Source organism: Pseudomonas mucoides (genome assembly GCF_015461845.1).
In the GTDB taxonomy this organism is placed as follows: domain Bacteria; phylum Pseudomonadota; class Gammaproteobacteria; order Pseudomonadales; family Pseudomonadaceae; genus Aquipseudomonas; species Aquipseudomonas mucoides.
In genome coordinates, this window is the sequence record NZ_JACOPW010000001.1 from 179,456 (window position 1) to 195,662 (window position 16,207).

The following is a 16,207-nucleotide window of genomic DNA, read 5'->3' on the forward strand; positions in this document are numbered from 1 at the left end:
ACAATCAATGGAGCCACCTGAACCTGTCGCTAAACAAGAAAGGGTGGCGGCTGTACACAGGTTAGCGAACCGGGTGTAGGCGCCCGGCAGACCCGAAGGTCTCCCGCGCACAGCCGCCATGACATCAATCGCAGAGATGAACATTCTGCAAGAGAGTTTGGAGCGCTGTTGCGCCTACAAAGGTTCGGGTCGCTAAACCCGATCGCTGATTTGTCAGCGACCCGCAAACGATAGAGTCCCGGCCCAAGGCGCACAAGCCGGCGGATTCTGGCGCAGTCGTAGGCAATGGCGCAAGGTTGTGTAGCCTCGCAGAGTGTCTGGAGATGTGTGTTAAACATCGCCGTTTAATGACCCTCTCAGGTTTGATGCTTTACTGAACAGACCCTCAAAATCCTGCGAGCCTCCAACATGAACCGCAACGACCTGCGCCGTGTGGACATGAACCTGCTGGTGATTTTCGAAACCCTGATGTTCGAGAAAAACCTCACCCGCGCCGGGGAGAAGCTGTTCCTCGGCCAACCCGCCGTCAGCGCCTCACTGGCCAAATTGCGCGATTTGTTCGACGACCCGCTGTTGGTGCGCAACGGCCGTACGCTGGAGCCGACCCTGCGCGCCTTGGCGATCCTCAAGGAACTGCAACCGGCAATGGACACCATTTCCGGCGCGGTCAGCCGGGCCAAGGATTTCGACCCGTCCACCAGCCGTGATGTGTTTCGCATCGGCCTGTCCGACGACGCTGAGTTCGGCTTGTTTCCGCCGTTGCTCAAGCAGATTCGCGAAGAAGCGCAGAACGTCGTGGTAGTGGTGCGGCGGGTGAATTTTCTGCTGATGTCGTCGATGCTCGCCAGCGGCGAGATTTCTGTCGGGATCAGTTACACCACGGAACTGCCAGCCAACGCCAAGCGCAAGAAATTGCGCGACTTGAGCGTAAAAATCTTGCGCGGCGACGACCGCCCCGGTGTTCTGACACTGGATGAATTCTGCGAAAGACCTCATGCGCTGGTGTCGTTTTCCGGGGACTTGACCGGGGCCATCGATAACGACTTGGCGCGCATCGGTCGTTCGCGGCGGGTAGTGCTGGCGGTGCCGCAGTTTGCCGGATTGCGCTCATTACTGGCCGGCACCGATTTGCTCGCCTCGGTGCCGGATTATGCCGCGTGTGCGCTGATCGAAGGCAGCAGCCAGTTGCGGGCCGACGACCCGCCGTTTGATATCGTGCTGTCCGAACTGTCCATGGTCTGGAACGGCGTCAACGATAACGACCCGGCAGAACGCTGGTTGCGCTCGAAAATTGCACAGTACATGGCGGCTCCACTGCCGGGGCATGCGGCGACTTAAAAGCGGTCGGCTGGGTTTCGCGCAGGTACACCGGCAAGTCCGTGACCGGTGGCATGGCCGGGATTTCGAAGTACATCTGGATCACCCAGCCACGGTGATAGCTGGCGTGGTTGACCACGTGCATCAGTATCGCGCCAGCGCTCATGGTGCCGCTTTCGCCAGAGACAAACGTGAATTCAACGGGTTTATCCAGTGACGTTTCGGTCTGGCTTTCGCTCCAGTCGCAATACCAGTGATCAATCTCCCGTTGCGCCATGCGCAGTTCGGCAAGGTCGGCGTGCAACAGATCATGTGAGGTTTTGAAGCCGTGCCCTCGGCCTTCGAGGTGGGCCTGCCAGATGCAGTCCACGACGTAGATGTGGTTCAGGGTGCCGATCATGTTCTTGAACACCGACACGCGATCTTTGCTGACCTCACCCGCCGGCAATGCGGCCAGGCTGTCAAAGAGGCGCTGGTCGGCCCAGTTTTTGTAATCGGCAAGCATGCGGGCAGTGCGTACGTTGATCATCAGAGGTCTCCCATGGTGATGGGCGCACTGCAAAGCATAGCCCTCATGGCTCCGGGCATCGCAACGACTGATAACCGGCACCTGCGCTTCGTGCCCCGTTGTAGCAGCTGACGAGCACCGCGAGGCTGCGTTCGGCTCGTCAGCTGCTACGGGTTTGCGTAAGGCGCTGCACCACCCGCTCGGCCAGTGCCAGGCAACTGGTCAGGCCCGGTGACTCGATGCCGAACAGGTTCACCAGTCCCGGCACGCCATGTTCGGCCGGACCGCTGATGATGAAATCCGCTGCAGGTTCGTTCGGACCGGTGATTTTCGGGCGAATGCCGCTGTAGGCCGGTTGCAGGCCGTTATCGGGAAGACCGGGCCAGTAACGGCGGATCGCCTCGTAAAATCCATCGGCGCGGCGCGAGTCCACGCGGTAATCGACCTGATCGACCCATTCGACGTCCGGCCCGAAACGTGCCTGGCCGCCGAGGTCGAGGGTCATGTGCACGCCAAGCCCGGCACTTTCCGGCGCCGGATAGACCAGATGCCGGAACGGCGCGCGGCCGCTGAAACTGAAATAACTGCCCTTGCACAATCGGGCCACTGGAACGTGCTGCGAGGGCAACCCTTCGATCCGGCTCGCCACGTCAGGCGCTGAAAGCCCGGCGCAGTTGATCAACTCACGGCAACTCAGGGGCATGGGTTGCGCACCGCCGATGACCAGATCAAAACCGTGTGCCTTACAACGAGCGGATTCCAGCGGTGTATGAAAGGCAATCGACATCCCGCTGGCTTCCCCATCCGCCTGAAGCGCGAGCATCAACGCATGGGAATCGACAATTCCCGTAGAAGGTGACCAGAGCGCGGCGACGCAGGACAGTGCCGGTTCAAGCGCTCGGGCCTGCGCGGCATCCAGCCACTGCAAATCATCGACGCCATTCCGTCGCCCTTGTTCCAACAATGCCCGCAACGCCGCGCACTGGTTGTCATCGGTGGCCACGACCAGCTTGCCCAGGCGCTGATAATCAACCCCGCGCGCATCGCAGAAGGCATACAACCGTTGCTTGCCTTCAACGCACAACTGCGCCTTGAGGCTACCGGTCGGGTAGTAAATACCGGCGTGAATCACCTCCGAGTTGCGCGAGCTGATGCCCACGCCAATCCCCTCGCCGGCTTCGATCAGGATCACTTCCCGCCCGGTCCCGGCCAGCGCCCTGGCAACCGCCAGCCCGACCACGCCGGCCCCAACCACTACGCAGTCGGTATCGATGCTCGATTGTCCTGTGCTCATTTTCAAACCGGCCCTCGCTGCACGCCTTCACATGAATGACAACTTACTGTCATTTGGCTGAACTCAATAATAAAATGTGCAACTTTTCCATTTAATACACTATTAATCGGGCCTTTAAGGTTGACGGACTTCACCTCGCTGAGTAAATTGCCCGGGCCTTCGACGAAGGCCCTTTTTCAATTCACTACGGAATCCAATGGACACAGTATCTAGTCGCTGTCGGGTTGCTGCGAAACTGCAGAATCTGGCACATAACCCAGAAAATGACGGGACTCGACTTTTCGGTCGGGTGAGCTGCGCTAGAGCTTGATGCTCCACCGTAACTTGCCTCACCGGTGTCCGTCCGGTCCAGAGGCATGTTATGAACTTCAACACCATCGTAATGCCCGGCGTACGCGCCTTTGCTTCGACCATGCGGGTCAAGCCCTGCCGTGAGCCTACGCTCGCGAAGCGCGCCATTGCGCCGTTTTCCAGCCCTTCGTCCACTTCCAAGGCACATCCGCGTGCCAACTGGCGCGTCTGCCCGATGACGGGTCGACTTCAGCAACGCTGGAACCTGGACGACAGCCAGGAACCACCGAGTCGACGCATCGCGCGTCGCGTCCGGCTGCGAAGCCGAGCCTGACAAACCGCACATTCAGTTGATTTGAAGGCACTTTAAAGTCCTTCCTTCAACGGTTTCCTGACAAGGGAAACCGACAACTTCTTATTGCCTTTTAAAACACACGTTAATTGGAGTTAGTTATGGACGAAGCCAGTAGACGGTTCGCTGCCTATCACTTCCCTATTGATAGCCAGCGAACGTTAAAACAACAAACCAATACTTCTGACATCGATCGCTTGTTTGCGGCTCGACATACATTCGCTCGCCTGTAGTTGGGTGAGCCGGCTGTGTGTCGTGCCGCCAGTCAGCGGCAGGAGCACACGCGATGACCACCGTAAAAACCCCGAATACCCGCGCCAAAGGTGCCAGCAGCGACAACGCCAAACTGTCGATGCGCGCCGCACGAGAAGCCCAGAACGGCCTCGCCATCACCCTCGCCAACCTCAATGCAACCCCGGACGGCCTCACCGAACTGGAAGTCGAGGGCCGTCTGGCGCGTGGGGGCTACAACGAAGTCGCCCACGACAAGCCGCCTCACGCCCTCGTCCAGCTGCTCAAAGCCCTGAACAATCCTTTCATCTATGTACTGCTGACCCTGGCTGGCATCAGTTTCTTCACCGATTACTGGCTGCCGATCAGCCAGGGTGAAAGCGACGACGCCGACCTGACCAAGGTCATTATCATCATGACCATGGTTACCTTGAGCAGCCTGCTGCGGTTCTGGCAGGAATACCGCTCGGCCAAGTCGGCCGAAACCCTCAAGGCCATGGTGCGCACCACCGCCACCGTGTTGCGGCGCGGGCAACGTGGCCAGGAGGCGACGCTTCGTGAAGTACCGATGCGCGAGCTGGTGGCCGGCGACATCGTGCAACTCAGCGCCGGTGACATGATCCCGGCGGATATCCGCCTGATCGAATCCCGCGACCTGTTCATCAGCCAGGCCGTGCTCACCGGCGAAGCCTTGCCGGTGGAGAAATACGACACCTTGGGCAACGTCGCCCAGAAGTCCGCTACCGGCAACGCCGCCGATCAATCGAACCTGCTCGACCTGCCAAACATCTGCTTCATGGGCACCAACGTGGTCAGCGGCACCGCCAAAGCCGTGGTGGTCGCGACTGGCTCGCGCACTTACTTCGGTTCGCTGGCCAAAGCGATTGTCGGCTCGCGGGTGCAAACGGCGTTCGACCGTGGGGTGAACAGTGTCAGCTGGCTGTTGATCCGTTTCATGCTGGTGATGGTGCCGATCGTGTTCCTGCTCAACGGCTTTTCCAAGGGCGACTGGAGCGACGCGTTTCTGTTTGCGCTGGCGGTCGCGGTCGGCCTGACCCCGGAAATGCTGCCGATGATTGTCAGCGCCAACCTCGCTAAAGGCGCGATGGCCATGGCCAAGCGCAAAGTGGTGGTCAAGCGCCTCAACGCGATCCAGAACTTCGGTTCGATGGACGTGCTGTGTACCGACAAGACCGGCACCCTGACCCAGGACAAGATCATTCTCGAGCACCACGTCGACAGCCATGGCCGGCGCGACGATGTGATCCTCGAACTGGCGTGGCTCAACAGCCATCACCAGAGTGGTTTGAAAAACCTGATGGATCAGGCGGTGGTGCAATTTGCCAACAGCAACCCGAAGTTCCGTGTGCCATTCGCCTACAGCAAGGTCGATGAATTGCCATTCGACTTCGTCCGCCGGCGCCTGTCGATCATCGTCAAGGACAGCCGCGACGACCACTTGATGGTGTGCAAAGGCGCGGTCGAGGAAATGCTGTCCATCGCCAGTCACCTCCATGAAAACGGCAGCATCGTCGCCCTCGATGATCAACGCCGCAAAGACCTGCTGGCCCTCGCCAACGAGTACAACGAAGACGGCTTCCGCGTGCTGCTGGTCGCCACCCGCGAGTTCCCGACAGCACAGAGCAAAAACCAGTACACCACCGAGGATGAGCGCGAACTGGTGATTCGCGGCTTCCTGACCTTCCTTGATCCACCGAAGGAAACCGCTGGCCCGGCCATTGCGGCGCTACGGGACATGGGCGTGACGGTCAAGGTGCTGACCGGCGACAACGCGGTCGTCACTTGCAAGATCTGCCGCGACGTCGGCCTGGAACCGGGCACCCCGCTGCTCGGCCAGGACATCGAAAGCATGGACGACACCACCCTCAAGCTGCGCGTCGAAGAACGCACGGTGTTCGCCAAGCTGACGCCGCTGCAAAAGTCGCGGGTGCTGAAGGCGTTGCAGGCCAACGGTCATACCGTGGGTTTCCTCGGCGACGGTATCAACGATGCCCCCGCCCTGCGCGATGCCGACGTCGGTATTTCGGTGGACAGCGGCACCGACATTGCCAAGGAATCGGCCGATATCATCCTGTTGGAAAAGAGCCTGATGGTGCTCGAAGAAGGCGTGCTCAAGGGCCGCGAAACCTTCGGCAATATCATGAAGTACCTGAACATGACTGCCAGTTCCAACTTCGGCAACGTGTTCTCGGTGCTAGTGGCCAGTGCGTTCATTCCGTTTCTGCCGATGCTGTCGATTCACCTGCTGCTGCAAAACCTCATGTACGACATCTCTCAGCTGGCGCTGCCGTGGGACAAGATGGACAAGGAATTCCTCAGCAAACCGCGCAAGTGGGACGCGAAGAACATCGGCCGTTTCATGCTGTGGATCGGGCCGACGTCATCGGTGTTCGACATCACCACGTTTGCGCTGATGTGGTACGTGTTCGCCGCCAATAGTGTGGAAATGCAGGGCCTGTTCCAGTCCGGCTGGTTCATCGAAGGACTGCTGTCGCAGACGCTGGTGGTGCACATGCTGCGCACGCAAAAGATCCCGTTCTTCCAGAGCACGGCGGCATTGCCGGTGATTCTGATGACCGGGCTGGTGATGGTGCTGGGCATCTACATTCCGTTCTCGCCACTGGGCACGCTGGTCGGTTTGCAGCCATTACCGTGGGCGTATTTCCCTTGGCTGGTCGGCACCTTGCTCAGCTACTGCGTCTTCGCGCAGGTCATGAAAACCCTCTACATCCGCCGCTTCGAGCAGTGGTTCTGATTTGAGCCACCCCCTGTAGGAGTGAGCCTGCTCGCGATGGCATCAGCACATTCAACATCCGTGTTGACTGACACACCGCTATCGCGAGCAAGCTCGCTCCCACAGGTTTTTGTGGTTGGATTTTCAATCAATGCAACACGGAATAAGGAGAGTTCTCATGTCGGGAACGACTCTACTGGTCAACCTCGCAGGTGCCATCGCATTGCTGCTGTGGGGCACTCACATGATTTCTTCGGCGTTGCTGCGCGGCTTTGGTTCGCCGTTGCGCCAGTGGCTCGGCCACCACCTGAACAACCGCTGGATGGCGTTGCTGTCGGGGATCGGCATCACCGGCCTCCTGCAAAGCAGCACCGCCGTCAGCCTGATGGCGACCTCGTTCACCGCCGCCGGCACCCTCGCGCTCGCCCCGGCGCTGGCGATGATGCTGGGCGCCAATTTCGGTTCGACCCTGGTGGTGCAATTGCTCAGCCTCGACCTGTCGATGCTCATGCCACTGATGCTACTGACGGGGTTGATCGTCTTTCGCCTGCGCGATGACTCACGCTTTGAAAGTATCGGCTGTGCGCTGATCGGCCTGGGGCTGATGCTGCTGGCCCTGCACATGCTCGGTTCAACCCTGGCGCACGTCGAAACCACGCCAGTGTTTCAACTGATCATGCAAAGCCTGGACGGCGACCTGCTGATTGCCCTGCTGGTGGCGCTGCTGCTCACCTGGCTCTGCCACTCCAGCGTGGCCGTGGTGTTGCTGATCGTCTCGCTGGCCGCGACCGGCATGCTCTCCGCGACCACCCTGGTGGCGTTGGTCCTGGGTGTAAACATTGGCGGGACCTTGCCGTCAGTGATCAACGCTGGATCGAGCGTCGGTCGACGTTTGCCGCTGGGTAATCTGCTGGTGCGGGTGGTCGGTGCGCTGGCGGTGTTGCCGTTTGCCGGGGAGCTGGCCGAGACGAACCTGAATCCGACGACACTGGTGGTGGTCCTGCACAGCGGTTTCAATCTGTTGTTGGCGCTGGTGTTCATCGGTTTGACCGACGTACTTGCCAATGCCCTGACCCGGCTGCTGCCGGATCCGGTGCGGGAAGTCGATCCCGGCATGCCGCACTATCTGGACGAGGCCGGCCTGGACGTGGCCAATATCGGTTTGTCCAACGCGGCCCGGGAAGCGCTGCGCATGGTCGATATGTTCTCGGCGATGCTCGGGCGCCTGTTGCAGCTGTTCCACACCTCGGCGCCGACCTGTGTCGACGACGTACGACGCATCGATCAATCCCTGGACCTGCTCAGCGCAGCGATTCGTGCCTATCTGGCCGACATCGGCAAGGAAGGCCTCAGCGACGACGATGCCGATCGCGCCCAGGAAATCCTCCTGTTCGTGATCAACCTCGAACACGCGGCGGACATTCTCTCCAGCAGCCTCGCGCAATTGGCGATGCGCAGGGTGCGCCGTGGCGAACAGTTCTCGGCGTTCGAGCTGGGCAACATCGCCCCGCTGCACGACGCCTTGCTGGAAAGCCTGAGCCTGGCGATCAGCGTATTCCTGCGCGAAGACATCGCCATCGCCCATCAATTGATCAGTCGCAAGGAAACCGTCAGACAGTTGGAAGCGCACGCCAGCCGTGAGCATTTTCGCAAACTGCAGGATGACAAAAACACCTGGGCCGAGTCCGGAGACCTCTTCCAACGCGTGCTGCGCGATTACCGCCGCGTGCACCACCACATCGCCGCCCTCGCCTATCCCTTGCTTGAACGCGTCGGTGAGCGAGTGATCGAGAACAACGATCCGGCGAAGGAAACCCCGTCATGCGCCTGCTGATTTGTGCGGGACGCCATTACGCCGACAGCGGCCATTGCCGACGGGTGCTCGACGCCTTCCAACGCGCGCACCCGGTGCGTGTGCTGATCCATGGCGGTAACCGGCATCTGGGCGGCGAAATCGAAGAATGGGCGCGAGAACAAGGCATCGACCTTGTGCGTTACCCGCCTAACTGGCAGCGCCACGGCAAATCGGCAGAGCGCTTGCGCAACCACTTCATGTTGCGCGACAGCCGACCGGACGTGGTGATCGCCCTGCCCGGCGGCGAAGACACCGAAGAGCTGCTCGCCCAAGCCCGGGCGGCCGGTTTGCAAACCCTGTCGCTTGCCACCCCCGCACGCCCTGTGTAGCAGCTGTCGAGCCCGGACGCAGCCTCGCCGGGTCTCGACAGCTGCTACAGGGGGGTGTGGTTAAAAGGGGGCTGCTTTTCAAATGAAAACTTCGAGGTAAACCTCATGCAGAAACCGACTCGTGAATTCATGTCTTTTGTGCGCAACCTGCCACCCGTGCAAGGTCGAAGGGTGCGGCGCAATCTGTGGTTCGTCAGTATCACCCTGAGCCTGATCGCACTCCTGACAGTGATGTCCAAAGCCAAAGCGGCCGGCGGTGCGTACGTGGTGGATGATGCCGCGATCAATGCACCGGGCGAATGCAACATCGACACCTGGTACCAGAGCGGTCGCCATAATCACTCATCGAGCAACGCATCGTTGTCCCAGGACTGCACGTTGAAGGGGCTGCCCACCCTGCAACTCGGCGCGGCCATTGCGCACAGTCGCGATGACGCAGACTCGGAAACTCAACTGAGCCCGCAGTTCAAGACCTCACTGTTTGCGCGAGAAGATCTCGGTCTTGAATGGGCGCTGGCAGGCACGGCGCATTTCGCTTTCAACCGGGCACACGTTTTCGATGGCAGCGAATTGAACCTTCCGTTCACCTACCAGCCGATTCGAGCACTGCGCCTGAACCTCAACACGGGATGGGCTCAGGCCTATGACGACGGGGCACAACACCATCGTTGGACCTGGGGCACCGGCGTCGAATACGACCTGGCCCGGTCACTGACGCTGATTGCCGAACGCTATGGCCAACGAGGTGCTGAACAGGCATGGCAGGCCGGTCCACGGTTTCACCTTGGCGAGCGTATCGACGTTGATGTGGTGGCGGGACGCAATCTGACAGGGGAACGTGATCAGTGGCTGACCACCGGAGCAATAGTGCGTTTTTGAACGAAATTTTTCGGTCAAGGAACTCCTGGCGCTCGCCGCGCATCCTAAACTATGAGGTACTTCCTATTTGCTTCACGCTTTCAGAGGACACCGTCATGCGCCGTCTGATTATCATCTCTTCCCTGATGCTGTGTTTACCCTTCGGCTCGGCTATGGCCAAAGTGGATGCGGGCGATGTTGCCACGTCGGCCGGGGTCTCCGCTTCGCTGTACTCGACCTTCAAGGACCATAAACTCATGATTCCCGCGCGGGATGACGCTTCCAGCTTCGTGGCCAGTGGTGGTGCTATTCGCGGGGTTTATCTGGAATCGGTGCTGAAAAAAATCCGTCAGGACAATCCCGGACTCAACGCCACCGATGAAGACCTGGCTCGCGCCATCCTGATCCAGGAAGGCGATGCTGCCGGCCAATAAAGTCCGTGGAAACAGCGGTGGGGCTTGTGACACCTGGAGTGCGTTTACAGCCCTACTTCGCTTTCCCTGCGGACAAACGTGCCCACCCGGCGACTAATTGCGCACTGACACTCACCCCGCCACAGACCACGATCACCACGTCGTGCGCATCGGCTATGGCGGGATGGTCGAGGTACGCCACCGCCAATGACACACCACACGCTGGCTCCACCAGCTGACGCAGGTCGCTGGCAAAACGGACGACCCCCATGATCGCGTCCTCATCGCTGAGCACGACGCATTGGTGACGGAAATCGCGCAGGTGCCGCACCGGCCAGGCCGCCACCTTCGCCGCGCCCAGCGAGGTCGCCACGGTATCGATGCGCGGCAACCGGACCGGATGCCCGGCTTTCATGGCCGCCGCGAAAGAAGCGGCACCCTCGGTTTCGCAAGCGATGATCCGGCAATCCGTGCGCCCATGGCGCATCAGCCCTGTGAGAATGCCCGCCAGCAAGCCTGCGCCCCCCACCGACGTCACCATCACATCCACTTGAGGACACACCTCCAGCACTTCATCGACCAGCGTGCTGTGCCCTTCCCACAATACGGGGTGATCGAAGGCCGGTACGTATTCGGTGTCGGCGTCCTGTGAAAGTTCTTTGGCCCGTTGATTGGCCTCGTCCCAGACCTTGCCGTGCACAATCACTTCGGCACCGGTTTTGCGGATCCTCGCGCGGGTTGATTCAGGGGTGGTGTGCGGTACCACAATGCAGGCGCTCAACCCGAGGCTGGCGGCAGCAATAGCAGTGGCAAAACCGGCATTGCCCCCCGAAGGACACACCACTCGGCTTTTTCCCTGCGCCTTGGCCTGACTGCACAGTAACCCCATGCCACGCAGCTTGAACGAACCGCTGGGTTGCAGGTTTTCCATCTTCAACCAGATTCGTCGGGTCGGTGTCGACAGGCCCAGGTGCAGGATCAACGGTGTCTTGATGTGAAGCATCGCGGGTGTCCCAAAGGTGAACCATTCTTATCCAAGCTTAGTTCACCCTGCCCGCCGCCCCCGGTTTAGCGATAGCGCGCTGCGGCGCTGGAGTTGCCGAACAACCCCGACAGAGTCTGACGCTGCGCTTCGTAACGGTCCCATTGTTCGCCGTCGTGCAGGCTCGGCACGGTCACCACTTCGCCGTTTGCCAAACCTACCAGCGCGGCATCAACCATTTCTTGCGCCGACATCACGATCTCTTGCGGCAGGTTTTCCACCGGGTTGCCGGCTTCGTTCCAGAAATCGGTTGCGGTCGCGCCGGGCAATACCGCCTGGACACGAATGCCTTTGTCCGCCAGTTCGTGGTGCATCGACTGACTCAAGCCCAAGACAAAAGCCTTGGTTCCGCCGTACACACCGTTGAGGATTTCTGGCGCGACGGCAACGATCGACGAAATGTTGATCACAGTGCCGGTGCCACGGCCGACGAAGCCTGGCACCACGGCGTAGGCCAGACGCATCAGCGCGGTAACGTTGAGGGTGATCATGTCTTCCATCTCATCGACCGGGCTGCCCAGCAATGGCATGACAGCGCCGACGCCGGCGTTGTTGACCAACAAGGTGATGCTGGCGTCGTTACGCAGGATGTCCTCGACTCGCAGCACATCGGCTTTGACTTTCAAATCGGCGGCGACCACCTCCACCGCGCGCCCGGTTTCATTGCTCAAGTGGTTCGCCAGAGCGTTCAGTTTGGTCTGACTGCGGGCGACCAGAATCAGGTCGTAACCCTGACGCGCGAGACGGTCGGCATACACCGCGCCGATGCCCGACGATGCGCCAGTGATCAATGCGGTGCCTTTGGATGAGAGAGCCATGTCGAGTTTCCTTCACAGTGAGGCGATCAGTTCGCCGGGTGCGAACAGTTATAGAGGCTCTTACACTTGTCTCAAATGACGTTTAAAGTACGTTTTCAGGACATGTCCTTTTGAGGGTCTGGCAATGACTAGCGTGGCATTTGTGGTGTTCGAGGGTTTCCAGTCCATGGCGCTGGCCGCCATGCCGGTGTTCGAGTACGCCAACTTCAGCGCCGGTGAGACGCTGTATGACGTCAGCGTAGTCTCCGAAGATGGCAGCACCCTGCGCGCCTCCGGGGGATTGAGCGTCGGAACCCTGGCGTTCGGTGAGCGGGTATTTGATACGGTGATCGTGGTCGGCGGCGATTGCATCGTCCAACAGGCGCCCGACAGCGTGCTGACCTACCTGCGCGACAGCGTGAGCACCGCACGGCGGATGGTGTCAATTTGTTCCGGGGCGTTCGTGCTGGCGCAGGCCGGTCTGCTCGACGGACGGCGGGCCACCACTCACTGGGCGTATGCCCGAGACCTGCAAGCGCGTTTTCCCTCGATCAAGGTGGAAGAAGACCGCATCTACGTGGTCGACGGCCCGATCTGGACCTCGGCCGGCATGACCGCCGGCATCGACCTGGCGCTGGCCATGGTCGAGAAGGATCACGGCGCGGAACTGGCGCGTTCCGTGGCGCAGAAACTGGTGATGTACCAGCGTCGTGCGGGTGGCCAGTCCCAGCATTCGGCATTGCTCGAATTGGCGCCAAAATCTGACCGCATTCAGACTGTTCTTGGCTACGCCCAGGAACACCTGGCCTCGCCGCTCTCGGTGGAGCAACTGGCCGACGTGGCGCGCCTGAGCCCGCGGCAATTCAGCCGCAGTTTTCGCGCCGAGACCGGACAGACGCCAGCCAAGGCCATCGAAAACCTGCGTCTGGAAGCGGCACGGCAGATGCTCGAACGCGGGCGCCTGACCCTCGACCAGATCGCCACCGAGGCCGGTTTTACCGACCGACGCCGCATGCGCGAAGCCTTTTTAAGGGCATTCGGCCAACCGCCGCAAGTGATCCGGCGCAATGCCAGGGCCGAGTTGAACGCGTGAACAACCGTGGGCATCTAAACTGAAACGGGCCAAGGCTCATCAGGAGGCGCCCATGAAAATCTCGGCCAAACTGGCGTTCTTCGCCATCGTCGGCACCCTTGCCTACCTCGGTCTTGCCGTGTGGGGCATGGGCGGGTTTGCGGCGTTTTTTGCCCATGGGTCGTTGGTGGTGGTTGCCCTCGCAACCGTGGTCATGACCGTGTTGTCGCTGTTCACCGAGGTCAATCTGAGTTCCGGCGAACGGGAAGACCGGGCCAATCGCTGGGTGCTGCCGGCGTTCGGGGTGATCGGGTTGCTCAGCGGATTCCTGCCAGCCTACACCGACCGGATCGACTTCTGGACCTTTGGCGGCGAAGGCCTGCGCTGGATGGGCGCATTGTTGTTCTGCCTCGGCGGCGCGCTACGCTTGTGGCCGGTGTTTGTACTGGGCAAGCGCTTCAGCGGCCTGGTGGCGATTCAGCCGGGGCACACGCTGGTCACCGACGGAATTTACCGGTGCCTGCGCAACCCCAGTTACCTGGGGATGCTAGTGATTGCCGTGGGCTGGGCGCTGGCCTTTCGTTCGGGGGTCGGGCTGTTGCTGGCGGCGTTGACGGTGATTCCGCTGATTGCGCGGATTCACTCGGAAGAGGCGTTGTTGAGGGCGCAGTTTGGTGGGGAGTATGAGGCGTATTGCGCCACGACCTGGCGGCTGATACCTGGACTCTATTAGCCCCCCATAGATGTAGGAGCCGAGCTTGCTCGCGATAGCGATAGCGATATCAGTAGCCACTCAAATCCAGGCCACCGTCAACAACCCCGCCCCCAACGCCACGCACAACGGCGAATACACCCACGTATCGAGCCGGGCAAACTTCGAATCCTTCACCTCTTTGAAAAACCCGACCAGGTTCGAATCGCCAATCGCCCGGGCGAACATCAGTATCGCGATGCCACTGATCACCCATTGCAGCCACACGTCCTGCACCGCCGGCAAGCACAGCCCGACCCGCAGGCACACCAGCATCGCGATCAGCAGCAATCCCACCGCCACCAGCAACGTCACCAACCCCGACGGCTTGAACGCAGGCCTTGATTGCGCGCCCCCCTCCCCGGGCAATCGCGGTACCGCCGCCTCACTGCCCAACTTGCCACCCGACGCCCAATACACATGGACCAGGCTGATCATCAAAAAGATTGAAGCCATCCATTGCGCAACCAACAGGTTCATATTCAGTTATCCATCCAGTGAGAGCACACGTGCTCCGGGCGGCGATAGCGAATGAAGTTGTGTGGATCAGCGGTTTACTTCAGTTCGGCGGAAACTTTATCGGCCACCTCCTTGGGCAACCACGCCTTCCAGACATCCGGGTGCGCCTTCATGAATGCTTCCGCAGCCTGGCGTGGCGGGGTGTGTTTTTCGCTCATCTCGGCCAGGGCCTTGTTCAAGGGATCGATGGGCAAATCGACCTTGCTGAAGAACTCGGTGATCTGCGGGTACTGTTTTTGAAACGGCGTAGACACACCGATGGACAGCTTCGAGGCCAGTGAACGGGTTGGCTTGGGATTTGGATTGTCAGCGTCGGTCAGGGTCTTCCAGGCGTCGGCGTCGAACGGTGGCTCCTCCAGCTGGATCAGCTTGAAGCGTCCGAGCAAGGGCGTCGGTGACCAGTAATAGAACAGCACCGGCTTGCCGCGATGGATAGATGAGGTGATTTCCGCGTCCAGCGCCGCTCCGGAACCGCTGCGAAAATTCACATAGCTGTCGTTCAGGCCATAGGCGGTGAGCTTCTGCTTGTTCACCACTTCCGAGGTCCAGCCGATCGGGCTGTTGAGGAAGCGGCCCTTGCCAGGGGATTCCGGGTCGCTGAACACGTCTTTGTACTTGGGCAGGTCGCTGACACTGCGCAGCCCCGGCGCCAGTGGCTTGATGCCTTTGGCCGGGTCGCCCTTGATCACGTACTCCGGAACCCACCACCCTTCGGTCGCGCCTTTGACCGTATCGCCCAGGCTGGCGACCTTGCCTTCGGCCTCAGCCTTGACCCAGACCGGGCTGCGGCCGGCCCATTCTTCACCAATGACCTGAATGTCATTATTGGCCAGGGCGGTCTCCAGGGTAATGGTGGTGCCCGGCAAGGTATCCGTCGGTAGCCCGTAGCCCTTCTCGACAATGATCCGCAGGATATCGGTGATCAGGCTGCCGCTTTCCCAATTCAGGTCGGCGAAGTGGATCGGTGCCTGGGCGGCGAACACCGGAACAGGTGACGTCAACAACCCGAAACTGGCCACGGACGCAGCCAGTAACCGTCGAAATCCTTTCATGCTTTTGCACCTCGTGCTGTTCACAGCAATAGCAGGATGGCCTGATGAAAGACCGCAAGCCTCAAAATATTCAGTCAATTGACTGTAGTAGAGGATCCTGATTTCGAGGGACGGGATTTAATTTTCGGAAGATTCCTGCAAGAGGGATAGCTCTCTTCTGACCATGCTGGCGTACGCCGCCGGGCGCAGCGTATAGAGCTGTGACGCCACCCAATTCAGCCAGGCTCCCTGCAGAACAGCCTTCTGCTCGAACATCCGAAGGGCTTCAGTGTGGGCACTGGCCTGGTTCTGTTCGTGGAAGTCGGCGCGGGTCAGGGTCATTACTCGCTGGCCTTGAAGGTCACCAGCTCGCCCTTGCGCCACTTGGCGGCTTTGGCGGTCACGGCTTTCAGGGTTTTGGTCAGGCCTTCCTGCAACTGTTGATGAGCGGCAAACACCATCACCACGCTATGACCTTCCTTGAACACAATCGCCTGGCCATCGGCGGTGGTGACAAACGCGTAATCGCCCAAGCCATACACCGTGAGTTTGATCTCGCGGAACTTGATGTCCAGCTTGCCGCCTTCGCGACTGGGCAGGACCGAGGCGCTGAAATGATCGCCAACCTTGAGTTTGAGCCCTGGCTTGTCATCCACCACCAGTGCTTCTTCGGTGTCGATCTCGGCAATGTAAATGCCTTCGGCGTTCTGTTCGGTGACATAGACGAAACGAGATTGAAACTGTTTAACCAACTTTGCGCGCAAATCACCCAGCACGAACAAAGCATGCATA

Annotated in this window: 17 protein-coding genes; 9 read left to right on the forward strand and 8 right to left on the reverse strand. The window is 60.1% G+C overall.

Annotated features, from left to right (window positions below; translation table 11 throughout):
* The first annotated feature begins 408 nt into the window (after nucleotides 1–408).
* Nucleotides 409–1,338 (forward strand): LysR substrate-binding domain-containing protein, encoded by a 930-nt coding sequence (locus H8F22_RS00825; RefSeq protein ID WP_027925380.1) that lies wholly within the window; start codon nucleotides 409–411, stop codon nucleotides 1,336–1,338.
* Here H8F22_RS00825 and H8F22_RS00830 read toward each other — a convergent pair.
* On the reverse strand, nucleotides 1,250–1,846 hold the full coding sequence (locus tag H8F22_RS00830) for a DinB family protein (RefSeq protein WP_059181023.1): 597 nt from the start codon (nucleotides 1,844–1,846) through the stop codon (nucleotides 1,250–1,252). The two genes, H8F22_RS00825 and H8F22_RS00830, sit on opposite strands and share 89 nt — an antisense overlap.
* 139 nt (nucleotides 1,847–1,985) lie before the next feature.
* Nucleotides 1,986–3,119 carry an NAD(P)/FAD-dependent oxidoreductase gene (locus H8F22_RS00835; protein ID WP_194939625.1) on the reverse strand — a complete coding sequence of 378 codons (1,134 nt, stop codon included), beginning with the start codon at nucleotides 3,117–3,119 and terminating at the stop codon, nucleotides 1,986–1,988.
* Between the two features lie 361 nt (nucleotides 3,120–3,480).
* Between H8F22_RS00835 and H8F22_RS00840 the strand changes: the two genes are divergently transcribed.
* The 6 genes from H8F22_RS00840 to H8F22_RS00865 all read left to right on the forward strand — a co-directional run bounded on the left by H8F22_RS00840 (nucleotide 3,481) and on the right by H8F22_RS00865 (nucleotide 10,224).
* Entirely contained in the window at nucleotides 3,481–3,744 is a 264-nt protein-coding gene (locus H8F22_RS00840) for a hypothetical protein (RefSeq protein ID WP_027925377.1), read from the forward strand.
* A gap of 304 nt (nucleotides 3,745–4,048) precedes the next feature.
* Nucleotides 4,049–6,769 carry a magnesium-translocating P-type ATPase gene (gene mgtA, locus H8F22_RS00845; protein ID WP_194939626.1) on the forward strand — a complete coding sequence of 907 codons (2,721 nt, stop codon included), beginning with the start codon at nucleotides 4,049–4,051 and terminating at the stop codon, nucleotides 6,767–6,769.
* Nucleotides 6,770–6,926: 157 nt separating this feature from the next.
* Nucleotides 6,927–8,582 (forward strand): Na/Pi cotransporter family protein, encoded by a 1,656-nt coding sequence (locus tag H8F22_RS00850; protein WP_027925375.1) that lies wholly within the window; start codon nucleotides 6,927–6,929, stop codon nucleotides 8,580–8,582.
* Nucleotides 8,570–8,932, forward strand: coding sequence for a DUF2493 domain-containing protein (locus H8F22_RS00855; RefSeq protein WP_027925374.1), 363 nt, complete (start codon nucleotides 8,570–8,572; stop codon nucleotides 8,930–8,932). Before H8F22_RS00850 ends, H8F22_RS00855 begins: the two co-directional genes overlap by 13 nt.
* 105 nt (nucleotides 8,933–9,037) lie before the next feature.
* A complete protein-coding gene (locus H8F22_RS00860; RefSeq protein WP_027925373.1) occupies nucleotides 9,038–9,811 on the forward strand; it encodes a hypothetical protein in 774 nt (257 codons plus the stop codon).
* Nucleotides 9,812–9,906: 95 nt separating this feature from the next.
* The gene (locus H8F22_RS00865) at nucleotides 9,907–10,224 is read left to right on the forward strand and encodes a DUF2388 domain-containing protein (protein ID WP_027925372.1); all 318 of its coding nucleotides are present in this window, start codon (nucleotides 9,907–9,909) and stop codon (nucleotides 10,222–10,224) included.
* Nucleotides 10,225–10,276: 52 nt separating this feature from the next.
* On the opposite strand, the gene H8F22_RS00870 is transcribed toward H8F22_RS00865, so the two are convergent.
* Both H8F22_RS00870 and H8F22_RS00875 read right to left on the reverse strand, forming a co-directional pair.
* Nucleotides 10,277–11,206, reverse strand: a complete 930-nt coding sequence (locus H8F22_RS00870) for a pyridoxal-phosphate dependent enzyme (protein ID WP_059181026.1) — start codon at nucleotides 11,204–11,206, stop codon at nucleotides 10,277–10,279.
* A gap of 65 nt (nucleotides 11,207–11,271) precedes the next feature.
* On the reverse strand, nucleotides 11,272–12,063 hold the full coding sequence (locus H8F22_RS00875; protein WP_027925370.1) for an SDR family NAD(P)-dependent oxidoreductase: 792 nt from the start codon (nucleotides 12,061–12,063) through the stop codon (nucleotides 11,272–11,274).
* 124 nt (nucleotides 12,064–12,187) lie between these two features.
* Between H8F22_RS00875 and H8F22_RS00880 the strand changes: the two genes are divergently transcribed.
* Nucleotides 12,188–13,135, forward strand: coding sequence for a GlxA family transcriptional regulator (locus H8F22_RS00880; RefSeq protein ID WP_194939627.1), 948 nt, complete (start codon nucleotides 12,188–12,190; stop codon nucleotides 13,133–13,135).
* Between the two features lie 52 nt (nucleotides 13,136–13,187).
* A complete protein-coding gene (locus tag H8F22_RS00885) occupies nucleotides 13,188–13,847 on the forward strand; it encodes a methyltransferase family protein (RefSeq protein WP_194939628.1) in 660 nt (219 codons plus the stop codon).
* Between the two features lie 60 nt (nucleotides 13,848–13,907).
* On the opposite strand, the gene H8F22_RS00890 is transcribed toward H8F22_RS00885, so the two are convergent.
* The 4 genes from H8F22_RS00890 to H8F22_RS00905 all read right to left on the reverse strand — a co-directional run bounded on the left by H8F22_RS00890 (nucleotide 13,908) and on the right by H8F22_RS00905 (nucleotide 16,206).
* A complete protein-coding gene (locus H8F22_RS00890) occupies nucleotides 13,908–14,345 on the reverse strand; it encodes a DUF3995 domain-containing protein (RefSeq protein WP_027925367.1) in 438 nt (145 codons plus the stop codon).
* Nucleotides 14,346–14,419: 74 nt separating this feature from the next.
* Entirely contained in the window at nucleotides 14,420–15,436 is a 1,017-nt protein-coding gene (locus H8F22_RS00895) for an ABC transporter substrate-binding protein (protein WP_194939629.1), read from the reverse strand.
* A 117-nt stretch (nucleotides 15,437–15,553) separates the two neighbouring features.
* Nucleotides 15,554–15,757 carry a hypothetical protein gene (locus H8F22_RS00900; RefSeq protein ID WP_194939630.1) on the reverse strand — a complete coding sequence of 68 codons (204 nt, stop codon included), beginning with the start codon at nucleotides 15,755–15,757 and terminating at the stop codon, nucleotides 15,554–15,556.
* The gene (locus H8F22_RS00905; RefSeq protein WP_172825907.1) at nucleotides 15,757–16,206 is read right to left on the reverse strand and encodes a hypothetical protein; all 450 of its coding nucleotides are present in this window, start codon (nucleotides 16,204–16,206) and stop codon (nucleotides 15,757–15,759) included. Before H8F22_RS00905 ends, H8F22_RS00900 begins: the two co-directional genes overlap by 1 nt.
* Nucleotide 16,207: the final 1 nt, after the last annotated feature.

What these genes read in the sequence shown, in the direction of transcription:
- H8F22_RS00850 (WP_027925375.1), top strand. Translation starts at nt 6,927, where the DNA reads ATGTCGGGAACGACTCTACTGGTCAACCTCGCAGGTGCCATCGCATTG.
- mgtA (WP_194939626.1), top strand. Translation starts at nt 4,049, where the DNA reads ATGACCACCGTAAAAACCCCGAATACCCGCGCCAAAGGTGCCAGCAGC.
- H8F22_RS00900 (WP_194939630.1), bottom strand. Translation starts at nt 15,757, where the DNA reads ATGACCCTGACCCGCGCCGACTTCCACGAACAGAACCAGGCCAGTGCC.
- H8F22_RS00875 (WP_027925370.1), bottom strand. Translation starts at nt 12,063, where the DNA reads ATGGCTCTCTCATCCAAAGGCACCGCATTGATCACTGGCGCATCGTCG.
- H8F22_RS00890 (WP_027925367.1), bottom strand. Translation starts at nt 14,345, where the DNA reads ATGAACCTGTTGGTTGCGCAATGGATGGCTTCAATCTTTTTGATGATC.
- H8F22_RS00855 (WP_027925374.1), top strand. Translation starts at nt 8,570, where the DNA reads ATGCGCCTGCTGATTTGTGCGGGACGCCATTACGCCGACAGCGGCCAT.
- H8F22_RS00835 (WP_194939625.1), bottom strand. Translation starts at nt 3,119, where the DNA reads ATGAGCACAGGACAATCGAGCATCGATACCGACTGCGTAGTGGTTGGG.
- H8F22_RS00885 (WP_194939628.1), top strand. Translation starts at nt 13,188, where the DNA reads ATGAAAATCTCGGCCAAACTGGCGTTCTTCGCCATCGTCGGCACCCTT.
- H8F22_RS00840 (WP_027925377.1), top strand. Translation starts at nt 3,481, where the DNA reads ATGAACTTCAACACCATCGTAATGCCCGGCGTACGCGCCTTTGCTTCG.
- H8F22_RS00825 (WP_027925380.1), top strand. Translation starts at nt 409, where the DNA reads ATGAACCGCAACGACCTGCGCCGTGTGGACATGAACCTGCTGGTGATT.
- H8F22_RS00880 (WP_194939627.1), top strand. Translation starts at nt 12,188, where the DNA reads ATGACTAGCGTGGCATTTGTGGTGTTCGAGGGTTTCCAGTCCATGGCG.
- H8F22_RS00905 (WP_172825907.1), bottom strand. Translation starts at nt 16,206, where the DNA reads ATGCATGCTTTGTTCGTGCTGGGTGATTTGCGCGCAAAGTTGGTTAAA.
- H8F22_RS00830 (WP_059181023.1), bottom strand. Translation starts at nt 1,846, where the DNA reads ATGATCAACGTACGCACTGCCCGCATGCTTGCCGATTACAAAAACTGG.
- H8F22_RS00870 (WP_059181026.1), bottom strand. Translation starts at nt 11,206, where the DNA reads ATGCTTCACATCAAGACACCGTTGATCCTGCACCTGGGCCTGTCGACA.
- H8F22_RS00865 (WP_027925372.1), top strand. Translation starts at nt 9,907, where the DNA reads ATGCGCCGTCTGATTATCATCTCTTCCCTGATGCTGTGTTTACCCTTC.
- H8F22_RS00895 (WP_194939629.1), bottom strand. Translation starts at nt 15,436, where the DNA reads ATGAAAGGATTTCGACGGTTACTGGCTGCGTCCGTGGCCAGTTTCGGG.
- H8F22_RS00860 (WP_027925373.1), top strand. Translation starts at nt 9,038, where the DNA reads ATGCAGAAACCGACTCGTGAATTCATGTCTTTTGTGCGCAACCTGCCA.